The sequence below is a fragment of the Peptoniphilus ovalis genome (assembly GCF_018919265.1).
In the GTDB taxonomy this organism is placed as follows: Bacteria; Bacillota; Clostridia; order Tissierellales; family Peptoniphilaceae; genus Peptoniphilus_A; species Peptoniphilus_A ovalis.
Genome location: NZ_JAHLQO010000001.1, coordinates 249,457 through 268,015, shown reverse-complemented (window position 1 = coordinate 268,015; position 18,559 = coordinate 249,457). Strand labels below are relative to the sequence as shown.

General features: G+C 31.8%; 10 protein-coding genes. 8 read left to right on the top strand and 2 right to left on the bottom strand.

Annotation, left to right across the window (positions count from 1 at the left end; genetic code table 11):
• Window positions 1-27: 27 nt before the first annotated feature.
• Entirely contained in the window at window positions 28-729 is a 702-nt protein-coding gene (locus KQI68_RS01195) for a class B sortase (RefSeq protein WP_216548196.1), read from the bottom strand.
• Window positions 730-748: 19 nt separating this feature from the next.
• Entirely contained in the window at window positions 749-7,990 is a 7,242-nt protein-coding gene (locus KQI68_RS01190; protein WP_216548194.1) for a hypothetical protein, read from the bottom strand.
• 279 nt (window positions 7,991-8,269) lie between these two features.
• Here KQI68_RS01190 and KQI68_RS01185 point away from each other — a divergent pair, with 279 nt between their 5' ends.
• From KQI68_RS01185 to KQI68_RS01150, 8 genes are all read left to right on the top strand, one after another.
• Window positions 8,270-10,798, top strand: a complete 2,529-nt coding sequence (locus tag KQI68_RS01185) for a ribonucleoside-diphosphate reductase subunit alpha (protein ID WP_216548192.1) — start codon at window positions 8,270-8,272, stop codon at window positions 10,796-10,798.
• A gap of 15 nt (window positions 10,799-10,813) precedes the next feature.
• On the top strand, window positions 10,814-11,854 hold the full coding sequence (locus KQI68_RS01180; RefSeq protein WP_216548190.1) for a ribonucleotide-diphosphate reductase subunit beta: 1,041 nt from the start codon (window positions 10,814-10,816) through the stop codon (window positions 11,852-11,854).
• Between the two features lie 124 nt (window positions 11,855-11,978).
• A complete protein-coding gene (gene ftsH / locus KQI68_RS01175; protein WP_216548188.1) occupies window positions 11,979-13,841 on the top strand; it encodes an ATP-dependent zinc metalloprotease FtsH in 1,863 nt (620 codons plus the stop codon).
• 112 nt (window positions 13,842-13,953) lie between these two features.
• Window positions 13,954-14,910 carry a glutathione S-transferase family protein gene (locus KQI68_RS01170; protein WP_216548186.1) on the top strand — a complete coding sequence of 319 codons (957 nt, stop codon included), beginning with the start codon at window positions 13,954-13,956 and terminating at the stop codon, window positions 14,908-14,910.
• 45 nt (window positions 14,911-14,955) lie between these two features.
• The gene (locus KQI68_RS01165; protein WP_216548184.1) at window positions 14,956-15,420 is read left to right on the top strand and encodes a hypothetical protein; all 465 of its coding nucleotides are present in this window, start codon (window positions 14,956-14,958) and stop codon (window positions 15,418-15,420) included.
• 100 nt (window positions 15,421-15,520) lie between these two features.
• Window positions 15,521-17,155 carry a sulfatase family protein gene (locus tag KQI68_RS01160; RefSeq protein WP_216548183.1) on the top strand — a complete coding sequence of 545 codons (1,635 nt, stop codon included), beginning with the start codon at window positions 15,521-15,523 and terminating at the stop codon, window positions 17,153-17,155.
• The gene (locus tag KQI68_RS01155; protein WP_216548182.1) at window positions 17,145-18,005 is read left to right on the top strand and encodes a formylglycine-generating enzyme family protein; all 861 of its coding nucleotides are present in this window, start codon (window positions 17,145-17,147) and stop codon (window positions 18,003-18,005) included. The genes KQI68_RS01160 and KQI68_RS01155 overlap by 11 nt, the downstream gene beginning before the upstream one ends.
• Window positions 18,002-18,409 carry a YidH family protein gene (locus KQI68_RS01150; RefSeq protein ID WP_216548181.1) on the top strand — a complete coding sequence of 136 codons (408 nt, stop codon included), beginning with the start codon at window positions 18,002-18,004 and terminating at the stop codon, window positions 18,407-18,409. Before KQI68_RS01155 ends, KQI68_RS01150 begins: the two co-directional genes overlap by 4 nt.
• Window positions 18,410-18,559: the final 150 nt, after the last annotated feature.

Here is an 18,559-nt window from a genome sequence, read left to right as displayed (position 1 = left end):
CTGAACTTTGTGGTGACCCCATAAACTTCAGTGGTTTTCTTTTATAGTTACAACTACGAGCCTTGAATTTTTTCTCTCATAGGTGCATGTTATTAAATTTATCATCTCATCTTCTTCTTTTAATTCATAAGAAGAATCGAAAACAGCATTATCTTTTACAAGATTATAAAATTCTTTTCTCTTCTTAAAGTCTTTATAATCTTTTGGATTTATATAACTTTCTCCAGGGATAATCCCTGCAAGGACAGCTCTTGATTTAATCTCACCATCTTCTGTGTAGAAAGTAAAATCTTTATAGTTAGGATTTTCTTTAAATTTATTTAAAGAGCCAAACATTGAATTATTTTTAGTCATGTGACCATAAATTAGCACAAAATCATCATGAATTCCATTATTTCTGTAATCCATAAAAATTGATGCAAAAATATTTTTATTTCCACTTACATCATGTCTTAGATAAAAACTATTGTCCTTACTTGATTTAACTATTGGATAGTCAATGCTTCCTTCGCTAGACTTAATCCATGCGATAATCTCAGGATTTATGCTCTTTAAATAATTAAAATCAATTTTTTCATCTTCTGTAGTAGATTTTTCTTCAATTTGGGAATAAATTTCTACAGATTTTTTCTCGTCAGTCTTCTTATTTATGTACGAAAAGACTTGGTAGGCGAAAAATATCGCCACCAAAAAAATTATTAAATTTAATAAAATTTTACGTCTTTTCATTTTAACCTCTTCTCACAAATTATTTTGCAAATCTTTTTCTGTAAGCAATTAGTAAAACTAATACTGCTCCACTTAATAACATTAGTCCAAAATTATCCTCTATTCCAGTTTTTGGAACTTCATTTGGATTATCTGGTTTATTAGGAATACCAGGTTTATCTGGGTTTTCAGGTTTTTCTGGCACATTTGGAGTGACAGGTTCTTCTGGTTTACCAGGTTCATCTGGAGTATCTGGAGGTGTATTAGGTTCTTCCGGTGGATTTCCTGGAGGAGTATTTGGCTCTTCAGGAGGATTTCCCGGAGGAGTGTTAGGTTCTTCTGGTGGGTTTTCAGGTGTGTCTGGTGGATTATTTGGTTTTTTTGTATTTTGTGCTTTTAATACAAATCCCAACTCATCACTAGAATCAAACTTAAATACCTTACCTTCGTATCCTTCAACTGGAACTTCACTAACTTCATAAGAATATTCAATTAACTCTACTTTTGCTTTTCCATTTTCATCAAAAGTTGTAACTTTTTTAAATAATGGAAGATGATTAACTTTATCTACAAAATTATTTGCTTCGTTTAAAGTCAATTGTTCCTTTAACTTAATTCTTTCTTCTTTGCCATTTATTTTTATAATTTGATAAATGTCAAATTTAACTTCTGGACGGTCTTTTTTAATTTCTTTTCCGTCTGCTTCAACGAATTCTTTGTAAAGTTTGATAAATCTTTCCTTTTCAAGATAAATAGTAACAGTATTAGAATCTTTAACGCTGTTTTCAGCATATAGTTCTTTATCTTTATTCACTAAATCTTTTAAATTAAAGAATTCATCAGCATTTCCAAGTTCGTGTTTTTCTCCGTCAATTCCAATATAGATTACTTTACCATTTTCAATTTTAGCATCGAGCTCAGGAATCATCATTGGAAGGATAAATTCTTGAGTAGTCTTGTCAGCAAATCCTGCCTTGCCAGCTTTCATCTTAATGCCTGTTACTTTTACAAGATCATCTTTTGTGATTTCACTTTGTTTTTTGTACTCTCCATTTATTAGATATTCAACTTCAAATCCATCTGGAGCAATTACAAAATCTCTAAGAACAGATTTAAGTCCCTTGAAAGTATTATTTCTTTTTGAAGGGAATAAGTCGTCTAAAGACCATTCTTTGTAGCTTGTATCAGCAATTCCTGTGTCGACAATTCCACTATCACGTCTTATGCTAATCTTATAATTAAATTTGTCTCCAAATTTAATCTCAGCACTTCCCTTAAACCATCCATCTGCTTCTTCTTTATTTAGGACATTACCCTTTTCGTCAAGAAGTTGTAGATATTTATTTACATCTCCCTTGTGTCCATCAGTAATTCGAACTGGTTTATCATCAAATAAGAAACTAGCACTATTTCCAAAGGCTGCATGGTTTTTGTAAATTTGTCCAAGGTTTCGTGGATCAGCATATTCCTTAAACTTTTTAATATTTACATTTAAATTCTCAAGTTTAAAAGTAAATTGATTTGAAGATCCATGTGGTGCTTCAAAAGTTGGAAGCCATGCAAGTACTGCTTGTTGTTTAGAATTTTCTTTAATTCTCTTTTCAGCTATTGCTTGATCAATGGCTTTTTTAAGAACTTCAGCTTTATCCTTTGGAAGAGTTTTTAAATATTCATTAATATCTTCTACATATAAATATTTAATATTCTTTTCAAACTCTTCAAACTTTCCTTCTTCATTAAAAGATGCGTTAGCTCCATTTGCCATCAACTTAACTTTATCAACATTAAGTGTAATTGTTGTTTCGCCATTCTTTAATTCAAAAACATCTGGCAAGAAGTCAATAATTAAGCCGTTTTTGTATTCGTAGAATCCATTTTCATTATATCCTTCTAATAAATCTTTTTGTTTATCTTTATTATTTTCAGATTTCATTGCTTCAGCAATTTGCTTTTGATCCTTTGTAAGTTTATCTACAGTGATGTCAATTTTGAAGTCAACTTTTTTATCTTCATCTTCTTTGGATAAATCAATTTTATTTTTATTAGAATCTTTGTCAACCTTTGGTTTTTCTTCTTCTGGACCAACAGTAGATGGTTCATAAGTTAATTCAAATTTAGAATTAGCTGCTCCACTGTTTTCAGCAGCATCTTGTGCAGGTGTTTTATCAACATTTGAATCTTTGCCTGCAATTTCTATACATTTGCCAAGCCCTTCGTAGCAAATAGTCTTCTTCCAATTACTTTCATCCTTAAAGATTCCAGGGCCTTGTCCTTCTTTTGCAAGCTTATATGCTGCGAAGTTTTCATAGAATTTTCTATTGTAGCCATCTTTTGACATATAATATGCAGAAAGGTCAATCTCTTGATTTGAAAGGTTTTTATATGCATTTGTTTCTTTAAGGTCTTTGTCCTTAATCTTATTTTCTATACTATTTCCTTTAGAATCAAAGAAACCATTTATATCTTTACCAGCATTATTTTTTATAGCTTTGTCATTTACTGATAAATCTTTAAAATCAAGGCTACTGCCTGCAACTGGTTGATATTTTCTGTAATTATCATTAGAATCTGCTGCAAGGTCTTTGATTTCTATTTCTTCATTAGAAATTTTATCATTAACTCTCTTATAAGCTTCTTCATAGATTTCTCTATATTTTTCTTCTACTTTTAAGTCCGCCTTAGTATAAGACTTTTTATTTTCTCCTTCGCCTATTCCATTCTTTAAAATATTTTCTATTTCTTCATTTAGATACTTGTCCTTATTTGTAAGGATATTTCCAAATTCATCAGTGTATGGAATATCTATCATGGGATTTAATACAGAAGTGATGCCAAGCTTTTTAGTCTTTGAATTATCCATTGCTCCACCAATTTGTGTGCCTGGTTTTAATTCAATTCTAATGGCGTTAAAACGCATATCATCGTTTTTGTATTCTTTTTTAGAATTGTCAAGATAGCCAAGTTTTAATTTTGCAATTTCTTTTATTAAAGAATCTTTAATTGAAGTTAATTTTTTACTTTTATCTTTATCATCATCTTTAATTTTAGAAATTAATTCATTAAACTTTTCTGTTACCTTACCGTAGCAAGTTGTAGTAGTAGATGAGTGAATTTTATCTACAACAGTTGCAAAACTATCTATTAAATCTTGCTTTGAGTTAGCATTTAAATTATCAGCTGCTTTAATTGCATCATTAATTTTATCTTGATATGCCTTTTGAACTGGACTTTCGAATTTGTTATTTTCTAATTTCTTATAAAAAGCATTTAGAACTTTAATTCTAATTTGTCCCTTTTCAGCATCGCGAGTAACCTTAATCTTAAACTTATCTCCGTCTTTTCCAATTTCACCATTTCCATTAAGTGCAGTTTTTATATCTTCAACAGTAATGACAAAACCTTGTCCAAGTGGTACAAAGCGATTGTCAAAATAATTTGGATTTACGCCAAATCTAATATTGTCAATTTGATCTAAGAAGAAATACTCATCGTTACCGAATTTCTTATCCTTATTTTCTTCTTTATCTTCAAATTCTTTCTTAGCTTTTTCCCATTTATCCTTAGTATCATTAATTATAATTTCATCATATATTAGACGATTGTCCATATTGTGATCTTCAATTATAATTGTTGAATCAGGATCTTCTGGGAATATTCCGCCACCATTATTAGTAAATCCTATTTCCCAAAGAAGTGAACGATCGATATTAATAGTTTTATTATCTCTCTTAATAACAAAACCATCTTTATTTTTATTTAATTCAAACTTAGCTCCATTGTAAAGTCTACCAAGTTCTTTTTGAAGTAAATTAAGAAGTTCTACCTTCTTTTTATTTTCTTCTTTTGCCTTTTCTTCTTCAGTTATTTTTAGAAGATTTAAAATATAAGCGTCTCTATCTCTATCACTTCCATCGCGATAGAAAATATTAAAGAAGTTTATATCTGGAATTTTTCCAAGTTCTTCTGGCTTATTTTTGAAAAACATACTACTTGTAGATTTAGTATTTTTAAGTGTAAAGTACTTATTTACAGTTTTAGTTTCTGCAGCTTTGCCTTTATCATCTTTAAAAATTGATATTTCTTTTATTTCCCATTTTTTAGTTTCTGTATTAAATACTGGCGCAGGATATTTTGCTTTGACATCTGCCTTTAGATTATAGACAATGTCCTTTCCAGCTAAAAATCCTGGGAATCTAAGACCAAACTTGGCATTTCTAAATGCATCAAAGATACTTGTTTCATCAGTGATTAATGTTTTTGCATTTTTGTCTTTGCCAAGAGTTTGTACTATTTTTACAATTTCTTTTTCTGATAAAACATCTAAATTGTCATCTACATTTACATAATATTCACCATTTGCATCTGATTTTTTAACATAAGTCTTGCCATCAGATACGAAGTAATCATCTTTGTTGCCCTTTAAAGTTGTTTTGTTTTCTAGGTTAACTTCTTTATCACCATCTTTGTAGAACTCTTTAATTATTTTTTCAAGAGTTGTTTCTTTAAGATTTTCAAAGAATTTGTCCTTTTTAATATTTTTTTCATCAGCAGGGACAAATTTTGTGCCATTGTAATAGTATTTACCCTTAATAGCTTCATAGCCTGTTGAAGGATCTACTACATAATTTTTATTATTTACAAAGATTTGTCTAGCCTTACTATCAACTTTAATGTTTTCTCCTGAAGTTTGTTTTTGAGTATCTACTTTTTCATTACCTTCAGAATCCTTGTACTTAGTAGTCTTTGTAAATTTGTAAGTTTCACCATTTCCTGTAACAGTTATATCATTTTGAAGTCTTCCAAACTTATCTACAAGTGTAGGTCCTGGTTTGTATTCAAGATTAGAGATAATATATCCATTTTTATCAAAAACTGCATTTTCAACAAGTTTATAAGTTTTACCATCTATTGTAACTGTCTTAGTTTTTGTTTTTTCATCGACTACAACATCTTTTTCGTCGTAATTAATATCAACTCTCTTACCATTGTCAATTAAAGCAGATTCAAATCCAGTATAACCATCTTTTTTGAAATATTTTTTATTACTGTCATATATTCCATCTTCGATTATAGTTCCACCATAGGAAGTTTTATCTCCGTCAACAATAGTTACTTGATTACCTGCTACTGTTGATGTAACTGATGAGTCAGCTTTATCATCTTTATTAGATACATGACCATCAAATACCTTGTATTCATTTGTATAAGAAATTAATTTATTCCCCTTTAAGATATAAGTTGTGCCATCTTTTTCTAGCTTTCTAACTTTTCCAAAGTTTTCATCTTGAATTTCTTTTCCAAATTCTCCAACTTCAGAGTAGTTACCATTAGCATTTTTATCAAGCTTTCCACCTTCAACTTTATAATCTCCACCTTCTAAAACTTCATTTACTTCTACATTGTGAGAATTACCTTTTTCATCGATGTAAACTTTCTTATTTCCATTTTCAAGAATTACATCAGTGATATTTTCTTTAGTAAGCTCTTTGCCATCTAAAAATAATTTTCCATCTTTATCTTTAGTAAGCTTTCCACCTAATGTCTTAGTATCAAGCTTTAAAGTGTAAGTTCCATCAGTGTTTTTATAGTAATTAAGTCCAGATTTGTTAATAAATTCAGCTTTATTACCATTAAATTCTGGAAGTGTAAAAGTAATTTCTACAGATGATAGTGGAAGTGACTCTCCATTACCTGAATTAAAAGTTACCTTATCAATGTAAGTATTTGATTTTTTAAGATAACCAAAGAAATCTATTACCTTCTCTGTGTCAGAATTTACTATAGAATTTTCAGTACTTCCTGCATCAATCTCTGGTGCATTTTTGATTTCTTTACTTCCAGGACCAGCAATATTAGCTTCATCTTCATAACCCTTCTTAGTTATTAAAAATTCTTTAGAAGCTTCTGTTTCGCCGGCTTTCATTTTTAATCTAAAGCCACTGTGGAAAGGTCCCTTAAATCCAGGCATATTAAATCTAAGTTGAGCGATTCCAAATTCTACATTAGTTGTAAAGGAATAGGATCCATCTTTATTTTTAGTTAGATTTGCTGGATTTCCGTTTAAAAATACTAAATTTTTAACATCAGCTTCTGGAACTTCTGTTCCAATTTTTTCTGGAGTGTCTGGAGTGATTGTAAAAGTAAACTCTTTATTATCCTCATCCTTATTTACTTGAACTAGCAAATTAATAGGAGTGTTGTCAGGAATATAAATTTTTTCTGTTTCAATCTTATTTCCAAGTCCGCCAATGAAGTCCAGTGGAAAAACATTTACTTCAGGTTCTCCTTTAGTAAATTTAGCTTTTACATCGCCATTTTTTATTCCCTTTTGGATTGCATCTTGAAGTTTATAAAAATCATCTTCTAATTTTTTAAGTTCTTCAGGGTCTAAAGACTTATTTTCAGGATTAAGAGCATTTTCTAAATCTTTTTTAGCTTTTTCATAAGCTTCGAACTTTTTATTCCATTCGTCGCTTGCATTGTCTAAACCTGGAATATAAATACTCTTATTAAATTTATCAAGAGCTGTCTTTTCATTTTCATTTAGAAGACGTGGTGGGTCAAACTCACCAAGCATTTTGTTGTACTCATCAATATCTTTTTGAGTCAAATTACCCTTTTCTTTTTTCTCAGCTAATTCTTTTTTCTTAGCTTGAATTTCGTAGAACTGTTTTGTTCTTTCTTCATCTGTAAATCGCTCTAAGATTTTTTCATCAAGTTTTTCTTTGCCTGATGCTTCCACTTCAGATAGATATTTTTCATTATATTCTTTTTGAAGTTCTTTCTTTTTATTAGCATCAGATTCATTTTTAATTTTTTCATCTAATTTTTTTAGATCTTCAGAAGTTTCAACTTGATTTTTGTTTTTCTTAGTTTCTTCAGTTTTTGGATTTTCAGTCTCTGAAACAGTGTTAATCTCAGGATTTTTATCATCTGGTTTATTTTCAGGATTTTCTACTGAAGTTTCTGTGCCTTCACCTTCGGCTGTAGTTGCAGGAACTTCTTCTGACTTAGGTTTTTCAGAATTAACTTCTACGACATCATGGTTTTCGCCATAATCTTTTAGTAAATCTGATTCATTGTTATCAGGGTGTGAGTCTGCAGCATATTCTGTTTCATTAACACCGCTAGTTTCTTCAGTTTCTGCCACTATATTTTTATCTACCTCATTTTCTGAAGTACCTTCTACTTCAGTGGGAGATGAAACTATAGAAGAATCTGTTGAATTTCCTGAATTACTTTCTTCTGCAAATACGTTAATATTTATAAAAAGCAAAAGCATTAATATTAGAAAGACTAAATTATACTTCTTTTTCGTTTCTCTCCCTCATTTCTTTTAATATTAAGATTAATTAAAATTTTTTATTTATTAATCTTAATAATATTATAATCTTGAAATTATGTTATATCAATAACTTTAAGCTACATTATTGTATTAAATATATACAATACTTAAATTATAAAATTTGAGATGTAAGGACTATTTATTTATTATTAGTTGTGATAACATATAGTATAAATTTATTAAAAATTATTAAAAAATCTACTATATGGGGGATTTATGAAAATATTAAAAAGAGATAGAAGAGAAGTGGATTTCAATCATACAAAGATTCAAAATGCCATTGAAAAGGCCTTTGATTCTACGGGAAAAGAATACGATTCTGAAAAGACTAAGGCATATGCAATTGATATACAAAATGAGTTGGAGAAAAATTACGACGAGAAAAACCCTCCAACTGTTGAAGAAATTCAAGATTTAGTTGAGTTAAAGCTAATCGATGAAAAGGAAATTGAAGTTGTTAAAGCTTATATTCTCTACAGAAATAGACATTCTGAAGAAAGACAAATTATTTCTAAATTCGAAAAGTTTATCACAGACAACAATGTTATCAAGATTTTAAAATCTATTAGAAAAGATTACGATGCTGAGAGATATCCCCTTGAGGATTTGTATGGAAAGTTTGAATCCTTTGTTAAAAAGGATCAGTCACAAGAGTCTTATTTATCAGAAATAATTAAGGCTGCAAGTGAGCTAACTACAAAGGACTCTCCAAGATGGGAATTTATCGCTGCATTATTTTTAAATTATGATTTAGAAAATAAAATTGCAAAAAATTTAGCTGAATACAATATCAATAACTTTTATGAAAAGATTAAATTCTTAACAGAAAAAGATTTATACGGAAGCTATATTTTAGAAAATTATTCAGAAGAAGAAATAGCAGAACTTGAAAGTTATATTGATAATGAAAGAAATAAATTATTAAATTATTCTGGTCTTGACTTACTTGTTAAGAGATATGTAATCCGCTCGCATGATGGCAAATTTGTAGAGTCTGTGCAAGAGATGTTTATGGGGATTGCAATGCACCTTGCCATTCCAGAAAAAGATAGAGTTCACTGGGCAAAGAAATTCTACGACATATATTCTACTTTAAAGGTAACTGTCGCAACTCCAACTATGTCCAATTCAAGAAAGCCATACAATCAGCTTTCTTCATGCTTTATAGACACAGTTCCAGACACTTTAAAAGGAATTTATCGTTCCATAGACAACTTTGCACAAATTTCAAAGCATGGCGGCGGAATGGGGCTTTATTTTGGAAAAGTTAGAGCCACTGGATCTGATATTCGTGGATTTAAAGGAGTTGCAGGTGGTGTAATTAGATGGATAAAGCTTGCAAATGACACTGCTGTAGCAGTTGACCAACTGGGAGTTCGCCAAGGTTCTGTTGCATGTTATTTAGATGTATGGCACAAGGACATTCCAGAATTTTTACAACTTCGTACAAATAATGGGGACGACAGAATGAAGGCACACGACATCTTCCCTGCGGTTTCTTATCCAAATCTATTTTTTAGACTTGCAGAAAATGACATAAACGCAACTTGGTATATGTTTGATCCCCATGAAATCTTAACTAAAAAGGGATTTGCCCTTGAAGATTACTATGGAAAAGAATGGGAAGAAAAATACTACGAATGTGTAAATGACTCAGAAATTTCAAGACGTGAAATCTCTGTAAAGGACTTAGTAAGACTTATTATTAAATCACTTACAGAAACTGGAACTCCATTTGCATTCTATAGAGACAATGTAAATAAGATGAATCCAAACAAGCACAAGGGAATTATCTATTCATCAAACCTATGTACAGAAATCATGCAAAATATGAGTGCAATTGAAACTCTAGAAACTAAAATCGAAACAGTTGATGGAGATGAAGTTATTGTAAATACTACAAAACCTGGAGATTTCGTAGTATGTAATCTTGCATCACTTGTCCTTGGAAATATAAATGTAGAAGATGACAAGGAACTAGAAGACATTGTAAAGACTACTGTTAGAGCACTAGACAATGTAATTGATCTAAACTACTATCCAATTCCTTATGCCAAGGTAACTAATAGAAAATACCGTTCCATTGGACTTGGCACAAGCGGATATCACCACGCCATTGTAAAAGCAGGATTTGCCTTTACAGATGTTGAAGAGCACCTAGCTTGGGCAGATGATTTATATGAAAGAATCAATTTCCACGCAATTAAAGCTTCAATGGAAATTGCAAAGGAAAAGGGAAGCTATGATTTCTTTGAGGGTTCAGATTGGGATAGTGGAGAGTATTTCGATTTAAGAGATTATAATGACGAAAAATGGAGTAAACTACGCGAAGAAGTTCACAAAAATGGACTTAGAAATGGCTATATAATGGCGATTGCACCAACTGGATCTACTTCAATTATTTCTGCAACAACAGCAGGTGTTGACCCTGTAATGAATAGATATTTCTTAGAAGAAAAGAAGGGCTCAATCCTTCCAAGAGTAGCGCCAGACCTAACTCCAAAGACATTCTGGCTATACGAAAATGCCCATGAAATCGACCAAAATGTAGTAATAGAAGCGGCATCAATCCGTCAAAGACATATTGACCAATCTCAGTCAATTAACTTTTATATAACTACTGAATATACAATGAGACAGATTTTAAATCTATATATTAAAGCTTGTAAAGAAAATATTAAATCAGTTTACTATGTGAGAAGTAAGTCGCTTGAAGTTGAAGAATGCGATTATTGTGCATCATAAGAGGTAGGAGGAATTATGAAACTTTCAAAAAGAGGATTATTTAATGAAAATGGAGATATCGAAACTTCAAAGAGAAGAGTTGTCGATGGGAATACCACAAATCTAAATGATTTCAACAATTTAAAGTACAAGTGGACATCAGATTGGTACCGCCAAGCTATGAATAACTTTTGGATACCAGAAGAAATTAATTTATCGCAAGATATTAAGGATTACAGACTTCTTGATAAGTATGAAAAGACAGCTTATGATAAGATTTTATCTTTCTTAATCTATCTTGATTCACTACAAACTGCACAAATTCCAAAGCTGCAGTCCTATGTAACAGCAAATGAGATAAATTTATGCCTTTCAATTCAGGGATATCAAGAGTCCATTCACTCACAATCCTATTCCTATATCCTTGATACAATCTGCTCTCCAGAAGAAAGAGATGAAATACTTTACCAATACAAGGACGATGAATTCTTATTAAAGAGAAATAAATTTATAGGAGATCAATATCAAGACTTCTACGAAGAAGAAACCCTTAGAAACTTTATGAAGGCTCTAATTGCCAACTATATCTTAGAAGGAATTTACTTCTACTCAGGATTTTCATTCTTCTATAACCTCGGAAGAATGGGCAAAATGCCTGGTACAGTTTCTGAAATTAGATATATAAATAGAGATGAAAACACTCATCTTTGGTTATTTAGAAGCATTATCCTTGAACTTAAAAAGGAAAATCCAGAAGTATTTACAGATGAAGATATTTCATTTTATAAAGGAATGCTTAAAAAAGGTGTTGAAGAAGAAGTATCTTGGGGTAAATATGTCATAGGAGATGACATAAGAGGTCTTAATTCTAAGATGATTGAAGATTACATCAAGTATCTTGGCAATTTGAGATCTAGAAATTTAGGTTTTGGAAATTTATTCGAAGAAAATATTGAGGAACCAGAATCAATGAAATGGGTATCAGAATACTCTGATCCAAACAAGATAAAGACAGACTTCTTTGAGGCTAGGCCATCAGCCTATGCTAAATCTTCAGTGATAGAAGACGACCTTTGATTATATTTTAAAAGCCGGGTCATTATTATGATTCGGCTATTTTTTTAAATAAATTCACAAATATAACGCAAATAAAATTCTTTTCTATCACACAAATTTATTAAATTTATAATAGGAGGAAAGAATGGAAGATAATAAAGATAACAAAAACAATCGACCCAGTTATAATTTACTTAGTTATTATCTAATTGCAATACTTGCAGTATTTGCACTAAACTGGCTTATTCTTCCAACGCTAAATCAAAATAGTGTAGAAAATGCTACATATTCAGATTTTAGAGGAAGCCTTGCCAGCGATAATATCTACAAAGTTAAATTTCAACAAGACAAAATTTTATACACATTAAAAGGTGAAGAAAACAAGGTTTATAAGACAGGAAAAATGGATGACCCTGAAATAGTTCACGACCTTGAAGAAAAAAATGTAGATTATGCATCAGAAATACCTGAAAAACCAAATATTTTCTTGTCATTTCTAATGACTTGGGGAGTTCCAATATTCTTATTCTTCTTGCTACAAAGAGCAATGACTAAGAGAATGAGAAATATGAGCGGCGGAGCTAGCGGAATCTTTGGTGGCAAAAAAATTGAAAAATACGTGCCAACTGGAGAAACTGTGACTTTTGAAGATGTTGCAGGTCAAGAGGAAGCTGAGGAATCCCTTGTAGAAATAGTGGACTATTTAAAGCATCCTGAAAAATATACAGCAATTGGAGCAAAATGTCCTAAGGGAGCATTACTTGTAGGACCTCCAGGAACTGGTAAGACACTTCTTGCAAGAGCAGTTGCAGGGGAAAGTCATGTGCCATTTTATTCAATTGCAGGTTCAGAATTCGTTGAGATGTTTGTAGGTCGTGGAGCGGCTAAAGTCAGAGAATTATTTGACGAAGCAAAGAAAAACGCACCTTGTATAATATTTATTGACGAAATCGATACAATTGGTAAGAAGAGAGATTCTGCTGGAATTTCTGGAAATGATGAGAGAGAACAAACCCTTAATCAACTTCTTACAGAAATGGACGGATTTGACGGAAATATTGGTATAGTAATGCTTGCAGCAACTAATAGACCAGAAACTCTTGACCCTGCCCTATTAAGACCTGGAAGATTTGACAGACAAATTAGAGTTGAACTTCCAACATTAAAAGACAGAATTGAAATATTAAAAGTTCACGCAAGAAGCTATAAAATGGATGAAAATATAGACTATTCATTGATTGCAAGATCAACTGCAGGGGCAAGTGGTGCACAACTTGCAAATATATTAAACGAAGCAGCACTACGTGCAGTTAGAATGGGCCACAGCGTAGTAACAACAGAAGATATACAAGAATCCATTGAAGTTGTAATTGCAGGTGCACAAAGAAAACAAGATATCCTATCTCCAGAAGAAAAGAAGAGAGTATCTTATCACGAAATTGGTCACGCACTTGTAGCAGCACTTCAAACAGGATCAGAACCAGTTGAAAAAATTACAATAATACCTAGAACATCGGGAGCTTTGGGCTACACTATGCAAGTTCCAGAAGATGAAAAAAACCTATACACTCGTGACGATTTAATAAATCACATCACAACATTATGTGGTGGACGAGCTGCAGAAGAGGTAATATTTAACGAAGTATCAACTGGAGCATCAAATGATATAGAAAAAGCAACAGATATGGCAAGAGCAATGATAACTCAATATGGAATGGCAGATGAATTTGGAATGGTTAAGTTCCAAAACTCTGGCTCAAGATATATGGGAGATCAAGGCAGCATGAATTGTTCAGAAGATACACAAAAAGAAATCGACAACCTAATAGTAAAAACAATTAAAACTTGCCAAGAAAATGCAAGAAAACTAATAAGAGACAATAAAGACGCAATGAAAGAACTTGCAGAATTCCTGTTAGAAGAAGAAACAATAACTGGAAAACAGTTTATGGAAATACTTTCAAAATATACAAATTTTGATAAAGCAGATGTTGCAGAAGAAAACTAAATTATTTAAAGGTGGGCTATCTTAGGATAGTCCTTTTTTAATTTATAAATTAATGGGTAGAATATATAATAGGAATTTAAATATAAAATTATAGAAATAAAAGGAGATGACTATGGGATTATTAGTAGAAGGTAAATGGCAAGATCAGTGGTATGATACTGAATCAACTGGCGGAAAGTTTGTGAGAAAGGATTCTTCCTTTAGAGATTGGATAACGAAAGATGGAACTATTGATGATGATACTAAAAAGGCATATCCTGCTGAAAAAGGCAGATATCACCTATATGTTTCACTTGCTTGTCCATGGGCTTCAAGAGCTTTAATGGTTAGAAAATTAAAGGGCCTTGAAGATATAGTTGGTCTCTCAATAGTAAGTCCTCTAATGTTTGACAAGGGCTGGACTTTTGAAGATTATCCAGGCGCAACTAAAGACAATGTACACGGATTTAAGTATCTTCACGAACTTTACACTCATGTAAAACCTGATTACACAGGAAGGGTTACAGTACCAGTTTTATATGATACGAAAGAAGAAAAAATTGTAAACAACGAATCTGCTGATATTATTAGAATTTTTAACGAAGCCTTTGATGATTTAGGAGCAAAGGAAGGAAATTATTATCCAGAAGATTTGCGAGATGAAATAGATGAGATAAACGACTATGTTTATGACAGAATAAACAATGGAGTTTACAAGGCAGGATTTGCTACAAAACAAGAAGTTTATCAAGAAGAGGCAAAAAATGTATTTGAAGCTCTTGATAAAATCGAAGAAATTCTATCAAAGAATAAATATCTTGTTGGAGATAGATTTACAGAAGCTGACATTAGACTTTTTACAACTCTTGTGAGATTTGATGCAGTTTATTTTGGACATTTTAAGTGCAACCTAAGACCACTTACAAGCTATGAAAATATTTGGAGATACACAAGAGAAATCTACAACATGGATGGAATAGCCGAAACAGTGGACCTTGACCACATCAAGACTCATTACTATATGTCACATGATATGATAAATCCAAATCAAATTGTGCCAATAGGACCAGAAATTGATTTTAGTTTATAATTTATAGAGGGGCCTTTCGAGGTCCTTTTTTGATATAATTTTAATATGAAATATTTAAAGAGAAACTATATACTTGTTGATGTGATTTTTTTACTAATTTTGGCGATTTTTCTAATTTTATTCCAGGACTATATCTTTGGAGCTAAAATGAATGATGACAATGCAATTTATTTTTGTGTGATTGTTTCTATTTATTTTATTATCGCTTATTATTTTAAGAGAAAATACATTCCAGATTACGATGATTTAAGAGAATTTTATAAAAAAGGCTGGAAAATTTCAGGATACTATTCAAAAAAATCTGTTGAAAATAAAGACGTTTACAAAAAGTCTTATATTAATTGGACAAATTTTAATTTGATATTTTTATCTTTAGAGTTATTAATAATTTTAATATTCTACTTTATTGGTTATAGAAGTTACAATTTGTTTAGAATTCATTTATGTGCAGTTTTTGCGATTCAAATAATTGGATACATTATTACATTAATAAGAGAAAAAAGATTTTAAAATTGAGCTATAGCTCATTTTTTTATTAATCTTTAATTATAAGTTAAGGATATTATTGATTGGATATATAAAATTAATTAATTAAAGAAAGGAGAAAATTTTGAGAAAACCAAATATTATTTTATTTTTTTGCGACGACTTAGGTATTGGCGATGTTTCTTGCTTTAATAAAGGGTCGAAAATTAATACTAAAAACATAGATAGACTTGCTAAGAGAGGTATGATGTTTACCGATTCTCACGCAACTTCTGCACTTTGCACTCCATCAAGATATGGGCTTTTAACTGGAAGATACAATTTTAGATCCAGACTAAAATCAAGTGTAATTCCAGGAGATTCACAAACTTTAATAGAAAAGGATAGAAAGACTTTGGCACATCTCTTGAAGGAAAATGGATATAAGACTGCTGCCATTGGCAAGTGGCATCTCGGCATGGATTGGGCGTTAAAAGATGATAAGGACTATGAAAAATACGGTCTTGACAGAGAATATATCGAAAAGAAAGAGCCAGAGTATCAAAAGGGAAGACCTTATTTTGGAAACACAACAGGTGAGCCCTTTGTAAGAGGTACAGATATCGACTATACTAAGCCAATAAATTACGGACCTAATGATTATGGATTTGATTATTTCTTGGGTACTAATGCATCTTTAGATCAAGGTCCCTATGTGCTTGTTGAAAATAACATGCCACTTTCAGAGCCAATTTATGTAATGGGAAATGGCGATATTTCAAGGATTGACAGCTCAAACCCTAAGGCAATTGAGCTTGGAGTTGCTGCACCAGAACACAGCCCATACAATCTTCCAGATCAGCTTCAAGAAAAGGTGATGGAGATTTTAGATGATTATATAAAAAATGATGATACATTCTTTTTGTACTATCCAAATCACCTAGTTCACGGACCGATAATTCCTCAAAAAAGGTTTAGAGGAAAGTCTGGAATTGGCGATTATGGAGATTTTGTGTTGCAGCTTGATTCCTATGTGGGCGAGATAATAGACAAGCTTGATGAAGCTGGAATTTTTGATGACACTTTATTTATTTTTACATCAGATAATGGTGTTTCTTCAATTGTGGGACTTGATGAATTAAAGGAAAAGGGCCACGATTCAAGCATGGAGTTCAGAGGTCACAAGATGCATATTTGGGAAGGCGGTCACAGAGAGCCGACGATAATCTCCTATCCAAAAATAATTAGAAAGGGAACTGTGTCAAATCACATGATTTCTCATTCAGATTTATACAGCACAATTGCAGAACTTCTCGGGGCAGATATTTCAGATGATGCAGCAGAAGACAGTATATCAAACCTATCTCTTTGGAAGGGCGAAGACAAAGATGTGAGAGAAGACATTGTGCATTCATCAGGCAATGGTGGACTTTCCATAAGAGAGGGATTTTGGAAATTAATCCTAACAACTGGCGGCGGACTTGATATGAATTACGATAGAAATGAAGAATCTTTTAAAGAAGTCTTTAAACCAACAGAGCTTTACAATTTAAAAGAAGATATTTCTGAGAAGAACAATGTAATTGATGAATATCCTGAAATTGCTAAAAAACTTGAAGAAAAGTTAAAAGATTATATATTAAGAGGAAGATCAACTCCTGGAAAATCTCAAGAAAATCAACGAGATTTGCCAACTGGAGACTGGGAACAACTTGCTTGGATGGACAATTACAAAGAATATGTTGATGAGCTAAACAGAGGTCATGAAGATGAAAAATGAAATGATTGCTCTTCCTGGTGGGAAATTTAAAATGGGATGCGATTTAAATGAAGGCTTTGAAAAAGACATGGAAGGACCCAGCGTTGAGGTAGAAATTGAGCCCTTTGAAATTATGAAATTCACTGTGACTAACGAAGAATTCTTAGAATTTTTCCTAGAGACGGGCTATGTAACAGAAGCTGAAAGATATGGATCATCCTTTGTCTTTCACTATTTGTTAGACCCTAAGAAATCAATTGAAACTATTAGCACAGAAAGTGCGTGGGTTGAAGTCCAGGGCGCATCTTGGAGAAAGCCAACTGGAGATGGTTCAAGCATAGAAGATAAGATGAATCATCCTGTGGTGCATATTTCATACAATGATGCCATGGTCTATGCAAACTGGAAGGGTCTAAGACTTCCAACAGAAGCGGAGTGGGAGTACGCCGCAAGAGCCGGCACAACTACGAGATTTCCATGGGGAGATGAGCTAGTAAAAAATAAAGAGCATATGGCAAATACTTATCAAGGTGAGTTCCCAAACTACATCACAGATGAAGATGGATATATTGCAACTGCTCCAGTTGATTCCTATTATCCCAATGACTTTGGTCTCTATCAAGTTTGTGGAAATGTCTATGAATGGTGCATAAATGATGGGGGAATTTCTCTTAATGAATTTACTAAAAAAGATAGAGATGAATTTGTAAAAGAAAATCAAAATTATACGAGAAATCTAAAGTCGCTAAGAGGCGGATCCTTTCTTTGCTCGCCAGATTATTGCAAAAGGTACAGAGTTGCTTCAAGAAACTCCACAACTGCAAATTCTTCGGCTTGTAATATTGGATTTAGATTAGTGAGGTCACTATGAGCGAAAAAACAAAAATTTTAGCAGATTCAGATAAATTGGCAGAAAAAAGAACTTCACTTGCACAAAACAGATCACTGCTTGCATCGGAGAGGACCTTCGCAGCTTGGATAAGAACTGGATTTGCAATAGCAGGTGCAGGAGTGACTATATCAGAAGTACTTAAGAATTCCAAAAACTTTGAATACTCCAATAAAATTGGCATACTGCTAGTTCTACTTGGAATTGCAACATTTTTATACGCTTGGTTTGAATACAGGGGAAATTACAAATTTATAAGTGAAAGCTACGAAGACTCCAACGAAAAATTGCAAAACTTTAAAATGAATTTTATCGCTGGAAGCATATTGATTTTTGCACTGATTATAATATCAGCAATGGCACTTGCCATGATTGTTATTGATTAAATATTTTTAATATCAATTTTAGTGAATAGGCTTTAAAATCTTACTGAGAATTTATCTACTATTTTAAAGTGTTCAAATAAATGAGGTTTGCAATTTTGCATATAATTAACAAAAAAATCGTCTAAGCGTTAAGAATTTTCAACTTGTTTG

Excerpts from the sequence above, each read along its gene's own strand:
- KQI68_RS01195 (WP_216548196.1), bottom strand. The coding sequence starts at position 729 with ATGAAAAGACGTAAAATTTTATTAAATTTAATAATTTTTTTGGTGGCG.
- KQI68_RS01190 (WP_216548194.1), bottom strand. The coding sequence starts at position 7,990 with ATGCTTTTGCTTTTTATAAATATTAACGTATTTGCAGAAGAAAGTAAT.
- KQI68_RS01185 (WP_216548192.1), top strand. The coding sequence starts at position 8,270 with ATGAAAATATTAAAAAGAGATAGAAGAGAAGTGGATTTCAATCATACA.
- KQI68_RS01180 (WP_216548190.1), top strand. The coding sequence starts at position 10,814 with ATGAAACTTTCAAAAAGAGGATTATTTAATGAAAATGGAGATATCGAA.
- ftsH (WP_216548188.1), top strand. The coding sequence starts at position 11,979 with ATGGAAGATAATAAAGATAACAAAAACAATCGACCCAGTTATAATTTA.
- KQI68_RS01170 (WP_216548186.1), top strand. The coding sequence starts at position 13,954 with ATGGGATTATTAGTAGAAGGTAAATGGCAAGATCAGTGGTATGATACT.
- KQI68_RS01165 (WP_216548184.1), top strand. The coding sequence starts at position 14,956 with ATGAAATATTTAAAGAGAAACTATATACTTGTTGATGTGATTTTTTTA.
- KQI68_RS01155 (WP_216548182.1), top strand. The coding sequence starts at position 17,145 with ATGAAAAATGAAATGATTGCTCTTCCTGGTGGGAAATTTAAAATGGGA.
- KQI68_RS01150 (WP_216548181.1), top strand. The coding sequence starts at position 18,002 with ATGAGCGAAAAAACAAAAATTTTAGCAGATTCAGATAAATTGGCAGAA.